The organism is uncultured Mailhella sp. (assembly GCF_905187505.1).
In the GTDB taxonomy this organism is placed as follows: domain Bacteria; phylum Desulfobacterota; class Desulfovibrionia; order Desulfovibrionales; family Desulfovibrionaceae; genus Mailhella.
In genome coordinates this window covers 1-10,057 of record NZ_CAJJIC010000088.1, presented here as the reverse complement: position 1 = coordinate 10,057, position 10,057 = coordinate 1, and the positions used below count along the sequence as shown (strand labels likewise).

8 protein-coding genes are annotated in these 10,057 nt (G+C 59.8%); 4 read left to right on the top strand and 4 right to left on the bottom strand.

The features are described 5' to 3' along the window. Positions 1-217 precede the first annotated feature (217 nt). The 4 genes from QZZ60_RS08340 (at position 218) to QZZ60_RS08325 (ending at position 4,911) form a co-directional block, all read left to right on the top strand. Positions 218-1,930: a M20/M25/M40 family metallo-hydrolase gene (locus QZZ60_RS08340; RefSeq protein WP_295640435.1), complete on the top strand. Its 1,713-nt coding sequence runs from the start codon at positions 218-220 to the stop codon at positions 1,928-1,930. Positions 1,931-2,408: 478 nt separating this feature from the next. Then, positions 2,409-3,242, top strand: coding sequence for a 3-deoxy-8-phosphooctulonate synthase (gene kdsA / locus QZZ60_RS08335; RefSeq protein WP_295640434.1), 834 nt, complete (start codon positions 2,409-2,411; stop codon positions 3,240-3,242). After that, complete coding sequence (gene kdsB / locus QZZ60_RS08330; RefSeq protein ID WP_295640432.1) at positions 3,239-3,970, top strand: 3-deoxy-manno-octulosonate cytidylyltransferase; 732 nt, start codon at positions 3,239-3,241, stop codon at positions 3,968-3,970. The genes kdsA and kdsB overlap by 4 nt, the downstream gene beginning before the upstream one ends. 5 nt (positions 3,971-3,975) lie before the next feature. Continuing rightward, positions 3,976-4,911 carry a KpsF/GutQ family sugar-phosphate isomerase gene (locus QZZ60_RS08325; RefSeq protein WP_295640430.1) on the top strand — a complete coding sequence of 312 codons (936 nt, stop codon included), beginning with the start codon at positions 3,976-3,978 and terminating at the stop codon, positions 4,909-4,911. A 258-nt stretch (positions 4,912-5,169) separates the two neighbouring features. On the opposite strand, the gene metA is transcribed toward QZZ60_RS08325, so the two are convergent. From metA to QZZ60_RS08305, 4 genes are all read right to left on the bottom strand, one after another. Continuing rightward, positions 5,170-6,111: a homoserine O-succinyltransferase gene (metA, locus tag QZZ60_RS08320; RefSeq protein ID WP_295640428.1), complete on the bottom strand. Its 942-nt coding sequence runs from the start codon at positions 6,109-6,111 to the stop codon at positions 5,170-5,172. Between the two features lie 95 nt (positions 6,112-6,206). Next, positions 6,207-7,490: an O-acetylhomoserine aminocarboxypropyltransferase/cysteine synthase family protein gene (locus QZZ60_RS08315; protein WP_295640426.1), complete on the bottom strand. Its 1,284-nt coding sequence runs from the start codon at positions 7,488-7,490 to the stop codon at positions 6,207-6,209. 762 nt (positions 7,491-8,252) lie between these two features. Then, the gene (locus QZZ60_RS08310) at positions 8,253-8,660 is read right to left on the bottom strand and encodes a cupin domain-containing protein (protein WP_295640424.1); all 408 of its coding nucleotides are present in this window, start codon (positions 8,658-8,660) and stop codon (positions 8,253-8,255) included. 284 nt (positions 8,661-8,944) lie between these two features. Then, on the bottom strand, positions 8,945-10,000 hold the full coding sequence (locus QZZ60_RS08305; RefSeq protein WP_295640437.1) for an MFS transporter: 1,056 nt from the start codon (positions 9,998-10,000) through the stop codon (positions 8,945-8,947). Positions 10,001-10,057 lie beyond the last annotated feature (57 nt).

Below are 10,057 nucleotides of genomic sequence, written 5' to 3'. Positions count from 1 at the left end.
CGGCGGCGAAGCTGCGGGCCTTTGCATCTTCCATGCGTCCGGGAAGAGAGTGCGGCGCCCCGGATGTGCCCGGGGACTGCCGGATGTGACGTGCGCCGGGCAGGATCTTCTTCGCGCAGGTCAGCAAAGCCCCTTTGATGCTGCGAGGTTCCGGCGCGTTCCTTCTTGTTTTTTTCTTTCGCCGGGACTACGTTCTGCCTCGCAACAAGGAGGCAACATGCTTGAGTTCACGCGGGAAGGAATGCTGGATTTGACGAAGGCGCTGGTGCGCATGCGCAGCGTGTCGCATACGCAGGGAGAAAACGAGGCGGCCGACGCCATTCACGATCTTCTGGCCGGAGAGACATATTTTCAGGAGCATCCTGATTTTCTGCGTCTTCTTCCCGTGGAGAGCGGCGGACTGGCAAGGCGTGCCGTGCTGGCGTTCGTGCAGGCATCGACGCCCTGTTCCCGTACGGTGCTTCTGAATGGTCATTTCGACGTGGTGGATACGGATGTGTGCGGTGATCTGGCCGACCTGGCCTTTGACGCCGACGCCTATACCGCGGCCATGGCTGGCAGGGACATTCCCGAAGACGCGCGGAAGGATCTTGCATCGGGCAACTGGCTTTTCGGCAGGGGCGTCATGGACATGAAGGCGGGCATTGCCCTTTACATGGCGTATCTTGCGCACATGGCCCGTCATCGCGATGAACTCGGCGTGAATCTTCTGTTCCTGGCCGTTCCCGATGAGGAGGGCAGTTCTGCAGGCATGCGCGGCTCTCTTTCCGGCCTGTGCGCCTTCGTGAAGGAGCACGGCCTTGATCTTGTGGCGGCGCTTTCCGGAGAGCCCGCCTTCTGGACGTCGAAAACCACGGCAGAGAGCAGACCTCACCGGATTCTGTTCACCGGCACCACGGGCAAGATCATGCCTTTGTTCTTCTGTGTTGGACGCGAGGCCCACGTGGGCTATTCCTTCGACGGCGTGAACGCCGCGGCGATAGCCGCACGGGTGGTATGCCTCATGGACTGCTGCCCCGATCTCATGGACGGGGCGGGGGAAGATACGCTGACGCCTCCGGTCTGCCTCAAGCTGAAGGATCTTAGAGACACCTATTCCGTCACGCTGCCGGAGAGGGCCGCAGCCTACTTCAACGTGCTTTCCGTCAGCAGAAGTCCTCTGGACATGCTGGAAATCTGTCGGAACATCGCCCGCCGTGCGCTGGAAGAGACGCTGGACGGCATCAGAGAGGCGGGACGGCGTTTTCAGAAGCAGGCCAATCGTGCGGACACGCCCGTTCCCGCATGGGAGGCACGCGTGCTTACCGTGCATGAGCTCATGGAAATGATGGCCGGAGAGGGAAACATGGACGAGGCGAAGGCGCGTCTTTCCGCGTTTGCCGAAGCTCTTCCCGCAGACATGGACGAGCGGGAAAAGGGACTGGCCGTGCTCGATCATCTGGTGTCGCTGGTCAATCTCAAGGGACCGGCCGTCGTCGTGGGGTTTCTGCCCCCGTATTATCCCCAGCGTCTCAACCTTAGGGCCACGGAAAAGGAACGCCGTCTGCGCACCGTCATGGAAGGCGTCTGCGCCGATCTTGAGAAGAGCGTCGGCGCCGTCAGCCTCGTGGAGTGCTTCAGCGGCATCATGGATCTGAGCTACATGGGCTTTCAGGGAGAGCCCGGCGAGCTGAAGACCCTGGCGGAGAACATGCCCGGCTGGGGCGAGGTCTTTTCTCTTTCCATGGACGACCTGCTGTCGCTCGACGTTCCCATTGCTTCCGTGGGTCCTTCCGGCAAGGATGCGCACAAGGACACGGAGCGGCTGGAGCTCGAATATTCCTTCGGCGTCGCGCCGAAGATGCTGGAGCGCGTCGTCCGCGAGCTCGGCGTCAGCTCCTGCGAAAGCGCCGTCAGAGGCACTGCGGCAGATTGCTCCAGCCTTTCTTGAGAGGGCGTCCCTTCCGACGCGGGTATCGGTACGTATAACGGCGTCGATACGGAACGATGACGTTCGGAGCGAAGAGTATGGGCCGGTCCGTGTCGCTCACGGCCGGTCTTTCCATGGAGGGGGCATGCCAAGGAAGCCTGCCGCATCTTCGCAGAAGTCGTCCCTCAGATGGAGCCTGTGTTCCAGGCTCTCAGGGGTGAAGCCACGCCATGGCCGGTCATGATGTTTTTGCCGCCGTCCCAGGACGGGAGCGTCTTGCCCGGAAAACGCCGGACGCAGTCATTTTCCGTTTTGCCGGGACGAGAGGGAGGCGAGCCGGAAGCTGTGGGCCTTCTGCCTGATGGGGCAGAAGACGACAGTCCTTTTTCCCGGCGGGATGCGGAACTTCCCGGAGCCTTCTCCCTTGAAGTGCGCACGGGCATGACTTATACTTCATCCCTCTGTTTTCCTTTTTTCGCCCGACGGGCTTGGAGTTCTCATGTTTGAACTTGAATTCAACGGCAAACCGTACCTCAAGGCCGACAACGCTCTGCCTCTCTTCTTCATAGCCGGGCCGTGCGCCATAGAAAGTCGCGCCCACGCGCTGGAAGTTTCCGCCGCGCTCAAGGAAATCTTTGCGGCTGCGGGCATTCCCTTTGTCTACAAGTCCAGCTTCGACAAGGCCAACCGCAGTTCCGGCACGGGTTTTCGCGGCGTGGGCATGGAAGAGGGCCTCTCCATACTTGCCGAAGTGAGAGAAAGCCGGAATGTTCCGGTGCTTACCGATATCCATACCGCCGAGCAGGCCGCACCCGTGGCTGAAGTGGCGGATTATCTTCAGACGCCCGCCTTCCTCTGCCGCCAGACCGATCTCATTCTGGCCGCCGCCTCCACCATGAAGCCGGTGAACATCAAGAAGGGGCAGTTCCTTGCGCCGTGGGAAATGGAAAACGTGCTCAGAAAGGCTCGCTCCACGGGCAATGAGCGCATCACCCTGTGCGAGCGTGGAACCACGTTCGGCTACGGCAATCTGGTGGTGGACATGCGCGGTCTTGAAATCATGAAGAAGTTTGCGCCGGTGGTGTTCGATGCCACCCATTCCGTGCAGCTTCCGGGAGCGCAGGGCTCGTGCAGCGGCGGACAGCGGGAATTTGTGCCCACCCTGGCTCGGGCGGCGACCGCCGTGGGCGTAGCGGGCATATTCATGGAGGTGCATCCCGATCCTGACAAGGCGCCCTGCGACGGACCGAACATGCTCGCCGTCAAGGATCTTCCGGCGTTTCTTTCGCTCATCCGTGAGTTTGACGCCGTTGCCAAGGAGAAGCGCGCATGAGCATCATAGCCGTCATTCCTTCCCGTTACGCGTCCACGCGTCTGCCGGGCAAGCCTCTGGTCGACATCTGCGGCAAGCCCATGGTGCAGCACGTGTATGAACGGGTGCGCCAGGTGGAGCTTTTTGACGAGGTTCTGGTGGCCACGGATGATGAGCGCATCATGAACGCCGTGGCATCCTTCGGCGGCAGAGCCTGCATGACCAGCGTCGACTGTCCTTCGGGTTCCGACAGGCTCATTGAGGTGGCAGGGGCGCATCCGGCCGACATCTATGTGAACGTGCAGGGCGACGAGCCGCTGGTGGAACCTTCCGCCATCGAGAAGCTGGCACGCGCCATGCTGGAAGATGCGTCGCTTCAGATGGGAACGCTCTGCTATCCCATAACCGTGGAGCAGGCGCAGAATCCCAACCTTGTGAAGGTGGTGCGGGCGCATAACGGCAACGCACTGTACTTCAGCCGCAGTCCCATACCGTTTCCCCGTTCCGGGGGCACGGCTCCCGAGTATTTCGGGCACCTCGGCATGTACGCCTATCGTCATGACTTTCTCATGAATTTCGGTTCCCTTCCATATTCTCCTCTGGAAAATACGGAAAAGCTGGAGCAGCTTCGCGTTCTCCAGGCGGGCATTGCCATCCGCGTGCTTGAGGTCAAGGCCATGGGGCCGGGCGTGGACACGCCGGAAGATCTTGAAGAAGTGCGCCGCATTCTTGGGAAAAAAGGCGAGTGAGAGCGATGAAGTATCTTGACGAAGCTCGGCAGGTGCTGCGCGACGAGGCGCAGGCGCTCTGCATTCTGGCAGACGGTCTCGGGGAATCCTTTGAACGGACGGTGGACTGTCTGCTCGGCATCAGGGGCCGCATAGCCGTCACGGGCATGGGAAAGAGCGGTCATGTGGCGCGCAAGATAGCAGCCACTCTCGCCTCCACGGGCTCTCCGGCGTATTTCATTCATCCCGCCGAGGCCAGTCACGGAGATCTCGGTATGATGACGCCGGATGATGCCGTCATCGCCATTTCCAATTCCGGCAATACGGCGGAACTGACGGACATCGTGCTTTATGCCTCTCAGAACAACATGCCGCTCATCGCCATTACCAAGAATGCCGACAGCTTTCTCGGCAAGCACTGCGACTACCTTCTTCAGCAGCCGCAGCTGCACGAGGCTTGTCCTCTGGACTGCGCTCCCACCACGAGCACGACGGTGCAGATGGCGCTCGGCGATGCCCTCGCCATGTGCCTGCTCACGGCCCGGGGATTCCGCAAGGAGGACTTCCGGCGCTTTCATCCGGGAGGGTCCCTCGGGCATAAGCTGTCGCTGGTGCGCGATCTCATGCACACGGGCGAATCCATGCCGCTTCTTTCTTTGAACGCTCCCATGATGGACGTGCTTGCAGAAATGACGAAGAAGGGCTTCGGATGCGTCGGCGTCATGGATGGAGAGTCGCTTGCGGGCATCATTACCGATGGTGATCTGCGCCGTCACATGGGGCCGCACATTCTCGAAAGCACGGCCTGCGAGCTCATGACACGAAACCCCGTATGCGTCGATGCCGACGCGCTGAGCGCCAAGGCACAGGGCATCATGGAGGACAGAAAGATCACCTGTGTCTTCGTCGTGGATGAAAGGCACAGGCCGCTCGGCATATTGAGCATGCACGACATATTGTAGGGCTGTTTGTCGGGAAACCTTCTCCCTGCGCAGAAAAAGCCGTTCACCGGAAGGTGAGCGGCTTTTTCGCATGATAAGGAAGGGCGAAGCCCGCGTGGCCGGAAGCGGCGGAAAAAGACAGGGCCTGCCTGCTCCAGTCCGCCAGGCGGAGGTGCGGGGTCCGACAGGGAAAGGGGGGCTCCGGCCCGGAACCGAAAAGCTCCGGTCATCTCAAGGCAGCGACCGGAGCCGGGAGGTTCTGAGAGGCGGAGAGCGATGCTACTTTCGTCCGCTGCGCGCCTGCTTTTCCAGTTCCGCAAGATCGTAGGGCGTGGACTGGTAGACGAAGTAGTTGAGCCAGTTGGCGTAGAGCAGATGGGCGTGGGCGCGCCAGGTCATGCGGGGCGTCTGCCGAGGGTCGTCGTCCGGATAGTAGTTTTCAGGAATTTCCGGGTTGATGCCGGCCGCAAGGTCGCGCGTATATTCCTTGTGAAGGGTGTCGGCATCGTATTCGGAATGACCGGTGATGAATATCTGCTTGCCGTTGTCCGTGGAAATGGCATAGAGCCCCGCCACGGGGGAGGAAGCGAGTATCTTGAGTTCCGGCTGCTTTTCCACGTCGGCCCGATCCACCGTGGTGTTGCGGGAATGGGGGACCATGAACACGTCGTCGAAGCCGCGGAAGAGAATGGAACCGGCATGATCCACGTGATGGGGATAGATGCCGGAAATCTTTTTGGGCAGCAGCCTTTTCTGAATGCCGTAATGATAATACAGACCGGCCTGGGCGCCCCAGCAGATGTGGAAGGTGCTGTGCACGTGGCTTTTGCTCCACTCCATGATGTCGCAAAGCTCCTTCCAGTATTCCACTTCCTCAAAAGGCATGAGCTCTACGGGAGCACCGGTGATGATCATGCCGTCGTAGTAGTTGCCGCGCACCTCCTCAAAGGTCTTGTAGAAGGAGAGCAGATGGCTGCGGGGCGTGTTTTTGGATTCGTGGCTGGAGGTGTGGATGAGTTCAAGTTCCACTTGAAGGGGAGTGTTGCCCAGCAGACGGGAAAGCTGCGTTTCCGTCGCTATCTTGGTAGGCATGAGGTTGAGCAGAAGTATCTTCAGAGGACGGATGTCCTGCGTGATGGCACGCGTTTCGGTAATGACGAAGATGTTTTCGTTGTTGAGCGTTTTTACGGCAGGAAGTTCATTGGGAATTTTGATGGGCATGGCATCCTCCCGGATGATGGACGAAAAGGTTCGGGAAGCCGGCGGCCGGAACCTGAAAAAAAGGGCCTTCCGAAGAATTCGGAAGGCCCGTGGAATCAGCGATTGGCTTCCAGAGCCTGATGGATGTCGGCAATGAGGTCTTCAGCGTTCTCTATGCCGCAGGAGAAGCGCACGAGTTCGGGCAGAATGCCGCAGTTGCGCAGTTCTTCGTCGTTCATCTGGCGATGCGTGGCGCTTGCAGGATGCAGGCAGCAGGTGCGGGCGTCGGCCACGTGCGTTTCGATGGCGGCGATGCGCAGGTGCTTCATGAAGTTTTCCGCAGCCTTGCGACCGCCCTTCACTCCGAAGCTCACTACGCCGCAGGAGCCGTTGGGAAGATACTTCTGCGCAAGTTCATGGTACTTGTCGCCGGGCAGTCCGGGATAGCGCACCCAGTCCACCAGATCGCTCTGGCTGAGGTACTTGGCCACGGCCAGACCGTTTTCACAGTGACGGGCCATGCGGACGTGCAGGCTTTCCAGACCGAGGTTCAGCAGAAAGGCGTTCTGCGGGGCCTGAATGGCGCCGAAGTCGCGCATGAGCTGCGCCGTGGCCTTGGTGATGTACGCCGCGGCGTTGCCGAACTTGGTCACATAGGTGATGCCGTGATAGCTTTCATCGGGAGTGCAGAGACCGGGGAACTTTTCGGCATGGGCCATCCAGTCGAACTTTCCGGAGTCCACGATGCAGCCGCCCACGGCTGCGCCGTGACCGTCCATGTACTTGGTGGTGGAGTGCACCACGATGTCCGCACCCCATTCGATGGGACGGCAGTTCACGGGCGTGGCAAAGGTGTTGTCGATGATGAGAGGCACGCCGTGGGCATGAGCGGCTTTGGCGAAGCGTTCAATGTCGAGGACCACGAGAGCGGGGTTTGCGATGGTTTCGCCGAACACCGCCTTGGTGTTGGGACGGAAGGCGGCTTCCAGTTCCTCGTCGGAGCAGTCGGGAGAAACGAAGGTGAAATCGATGCCCATGCGCTTCATGGTGACGGCAAACAGGTTGTAGGTGCCGCCGTAAATGGTGGAGGAAGCCACCACATGGTCGCCTGCGCTTGCAAGGTTGAACACGCTGAAGAAGGAGGCCGCCTGACCGGAAGAGGTGAGCATGGCGGCGCTGCCGCCTTCCAGGGCGGCTATCTTGGCGGCCACGTAGTCGTTGGTGGGGTTCTGAAGACGGGTATAGAAATAGCCGCTGGCCTCAAGGTCGAACAGCTTGCCCATGTCTTCGCTGGTGTCGTACTTGAACGTGGTGCTCTGAATGATGGGGATCTGACGGGGTTCGCCGTTGCCGGGAGTGTAACCGCCCTGTACGCAGGTGGTTTCGATATGCTTGCTCATGCGATATCCTTTGTTGAGGCTTAAGCCGTGTTTGCATTCCTGTTGTGCCGGTCGGACACGCGGGGGTCGGTGGAAAAGCGATGCCCGACAGGAACTGGTGAACAAAAATGAAAAAGCCCGCGCTTGTCGCACGGGCTTCCTGCCGGTATTGCTCAGGCATGAAGAAAGATCGGTGCGACTGATGTTTCGCCCCTGCACATGCGTTCGTCGAGAAGTTCGAGAAAGTATTCCATGTCATGCCTGTCCTTGATATAACTCTATATCTGGAAATCCTTATATAGAGGCCTTTCAAAAATGTCAAGCGGTGTGGACGGAACTTGCGGATTTTCCTTGCATCTGTGGTCAGACCTTGCCTTTCAGGAGGTCAGAGAGTTTTTTTTGGGGGAAAAATTCGGAAGGAAAGAAGAAAAATTTTTCGGTCTCCAGAAGTTCCGGCGGAAAGAGTTCCGACAGGAGGATGCGTAATTTTTTTCCGGGACGAGGCTCTTCCCGGGCACTGACGGGCTTCAGGCGACCTGAAGGGCAGAGAACGCGTCCGTGCTTTTCATGAAGCCATAACGACGGCGAAACGTCTGCGGGGCGTTTTTGCAGCAAAGAAAAGCGCGTCTTCGACAGTTTTTTGACGAAGACGCGCCGAAGGACCGGACTGCGGGGATGTGATGATGAAGCGGTGCGCGGCCGCGGAAGGCGTGCGGCTGATCCGCAGACGGGCATGGCCGGTGAAGTCGGAACGTTCATGTCCCGTTCCGGCCGGACAAGGTGTCAGGGAAGCATGTCGTATTCGGCGGATGTCACGGGTTCGAGCCATTCGTTGGAGGCGTTGTCGCCCGGAACTTCCACGGCCAGATGCGCAAACCAGCTGTCTTTTGCCGCGCCGTGCCAGTGCTTGACGCCTGCGGGAATGATGACCACGTCGCCTGCATGCAGCTCGCGGGCGGGTTTGCCCCATTCCTGATACCAGCCGCGTCCGGCCGTGCACAGAAGGATTTGTCCGCCGTTTTTGTCGGCATGGTGGATATGCCAGTTGTTGCGGCAGCCGGGCTCGAAAGTCACGTTGCCGATGGCCACGCCTTCGGTGGAAAGCATGTTCAGATAGCTGTTTCCCGTAAAGTACCGGGCATAGGCGGTGTTGGCTTCGCCGCGGGGAAAGAGATCGGTGATCGTGTTCATGTGTCTGCTCCTGAATGCAGAGGTCGTTGACGGCATGCCTTGCCGTCGTAAGGGGCAGGGGGCTCGAGGGGCCTGCCCACGGAGAGGCCGGGGAACGGAAGACCCATGCGCATCCTGCATGTTCAGCCTGCGGACAGCGCAGGTCCACATCTCCGGGAAAGGCTGCATCCTGCTCTTTTTTCGGAACGTAACGCCCAAGACGGAGAGAACATAGAGCCTATTCTCTCCTTTTCTTGCCTGATTCTGTCACGCCGTGCAGAAACGCTTCGCGAAAGGGCGGGGGGTCAGAGCGTCTTTCCCGTGCTTTTGAAGTAGAGGGCAAAGCTGGCAAGGGTGAGCATGGTGGCGCCGGCGAGAATGACGGCAGCCACGAGAAGAATGCCCGTCATGCCGGAGGCGTCGTAGATGTGGCCGCCGAGAGCGGCGGCTGAGCCTATGGAAAACTGTATGGCCGCCACCGAAAGGCCTCCGGCGATTTCCGCCTTGTCGGACAGCGTGAGAGCTATCCATGCCGTCCAGCCCACGCAGAGCATGCCGAAGAGAAATCCCCAGAGCAGAAGCAGAACGAGGCTGAAGGACACGATGCTGCGGCAGAAGAAGAGCAGCACGGCCAGGGACGTCAGGGCGACGTGCATGCCGGCCATGGTGAGCTTGAAGTTTCTGTTCAGAAGCACTCCTGCGGCAAAGGTTCCCACCGTGTTGGCCGCGCCGTAGGCCAGAAGCATGATGGAAAGAGAGGAGGCGTTCAGGGCAAGACCGTGCTCAAGATAGGGCCGCAGATAGGTGAAGAGAGAATGGTAGCCTCCGTAGGCGAAGACGGTGGCCGCAATGCCGGCAAGCACCCAGCGTACCTTGAGCAGAGAGATCATGCCGTGAAAGTCGTTGCCCGGCCGGGGAGGAATGGAGGGAAGGGTCAGGAACTGCCAGATGAACGAAATCAGTCCGGGAATGGTGGAGAGCAGAAAGACGTTGCGCCAGCCGCAGAGCTCTTCCAGAAGGCTGGCGAGAGGCAGGGATATGATGGTGGCCACGGACACGCCGGAATACAGAATGCTGAGAGCGCGGGCAATGTCCTTGGGAGGCACGAGCTGAATGGTGACGGCTGAGGCCATGGACCAGAATCCGCCCACGCATATGCCGAGAAGACCGCGGCCGAGAAGAAGCATGGCGTAACTGGAGGCCGTGGCGACCAGAACGTTGGATACGATGAGCAGCGCGGAAAGGGTGAGGAGAATGCGGCGTCTGTCCGTATGCCGGGTGAGAGGCGCAAGCAGCAGGCTGGTCAGCATGGCAAGGGCGCCGACGGACGTGACGGTCTGTCCCGTCATGCCTTCGGAAATGGACCGCTGCCCCGTAAGCGGTGAGCGTATCCGTGCCGAAACTGTTCACGATCCCCA

What these genes read in the sequence shown, in the direction of transcription:
- QZZ60_RS08340 (WP_295640435.1), top strand. Translation starts at nt 218, where the DNA reads ATGCTTGAGTTCACGCGGGAAGGAATGCTGGATTTGACGAAGGCGCTG.
- kdsA (WP_295640434.1), top strand. Translation starts at nt 2,409, where the DNA reads ATGTTTGAACTTGAATTCAACGGCAAACCGTACCTCAAGGCCGACAAC.
- kdsB (WP_295640432.1), top strand. Translation starts at nt 3,239, where the DNA reads ATGAGCATCATAGCCGTCATTCCTTCCCGTTACGCGTCCACGCGTCTG.
- QZZ60_RS08325 (WP_295640430.1), top strand. Translation starts at nt 3,976, where the DNA reads ATGAAGTATCTTGACGAAGCTCGGCAGGTGCTGCGCGACGAGGCGCAG.
- metA (WP_295640428.1), bottom strand. Translation starts at nt 6,111, where the DNA reads ATGCCCATCAAAATTCCCAATGAACTTCCTGCCGTAAAAACGCTCAAC.
- QZZ60_RS08315 (WP_295640426.1), bottom strand. Translation starts at nt 7,490, where the DNA reads ATGAGCAAGCATATCGAAACCACCTGCGTACAGGGCGGTTACACTCCC.
- QZZ60_RS08310 (WP_295640424.1), bottom strand. Translation starts at nt 8,660, where the DNA reads ATGAACACGATCACCGATCTCTTTCCCCGCGGCGAAGCCAACACCGCC.